The organism is Mangrovimonas sp. TPBH4, from assembly GCF_001280505.1.
Lineage (GTDB): Bacteria > Bacteroidota > Bacteroidia > Flavobacteriales > Flavobacteriaceae > Mangrovimonas_A.
Window position 1 is genome coordinate 1 of sequence record NZ_LBIO01000011.1, and the last position, 1090, is coordinate 1090.

1 protein-coding gene is annotated in these 1090 nt (G+C 54.3%); it reads left to right on the forward strand.

Annotated elements, in window-relative coordinates:
- Positions 1 to 1090, forward strand: a 1090-nt coding sequence (locus ZA05_RS18265) for a hypothetical protein (protein WP_197276020.1), incomplete at both ends; no start/stop codon positions are given.

Here is a 1090-nt window from a genome sequence, read left to right on the forward strand (position 1 = left end):
TCAATGCACCAGACGATTATACAATGGCAGCATGTTCTGACCAGGCTTCCGTAGACCAGGCGTTTGCCGAGTGGGTTGCCCTGGGCAGCATCACGGGTGGCTGTAACCTGATGGTTGAAGTGACCAATCCGGGGGCACCTGATGCCTGTGGTGGTTCAACCGAAGTAATCTGGACAGCTACCAGCGACTGTGGGGCACCGTTATTGCTGAGTTCGACCTTTACGGTAGAGCCTGCACCAGAGGTTATTGCTAATGTACCTTCTGACGTTACGATGGAGGCTTGTTCTGACCAAGCATCGATTGACCAGGCGTTTGCCGAGTGGGTTGACTTGGGCAGTATCACCGGAGGCTGTAACTTGGAAATCACAATAGACAATCCAGGAGCACCGAGTGCCTGTGGCGGAAAATCTGATGTTACCTGGACAGCGACAAGTGATTGTGCAGAAACCATTATCGGAACGGCGACTTTTAGCGTGCTTCCAGCACCAGAGGTTTCCTTCAATGCACCAGACGATTATACAATGGCAGCATGTTCTGACCAGGCTTCCGTAGACCAGGCGTTTGCCGAGTGGGTTGCCCTGGGCAGCATCACGGGTGGCTGTAACCTGATGGTTGAAGTGACCAATCCGGGGGCACCTGATGCCTGTGGTGGTTCAACCGAAGTAATCTGGACAGCTACCAGCGACTGTGGGGCACCGTTATTGCTGAGTTCGACCTTTACGGTAGAGCCTGCACCAGAGGTTTCCTTCAATGCACCAGACGATTATACAATGGCAGCATGTTCTGACCAGGCTTCCGTAGACCAGGCGTTTGCCGAGTGGGTTGCCCTGGGCAGCATCACGGGCGGCTGTAACCTGATGGTTGAAGTGACCAATCCGGGGGCACCTGATGCCTGTGGTGGTTCAACCGAAGTAATCTGGACAGCTACCAGCGACTGTGGGGCACCGTTATTGCTGAGTTCGACCTTTACGGTAGAGCCTGCACCAGAGGTTTCCTTCAATGCACCAGACGATTATACAATGGCAGCATGTTCTGACCAGGCTTCCGTAGACCAGGCGTTTGCCGAGTGGGTTGCCCTGGGCAGCATCAC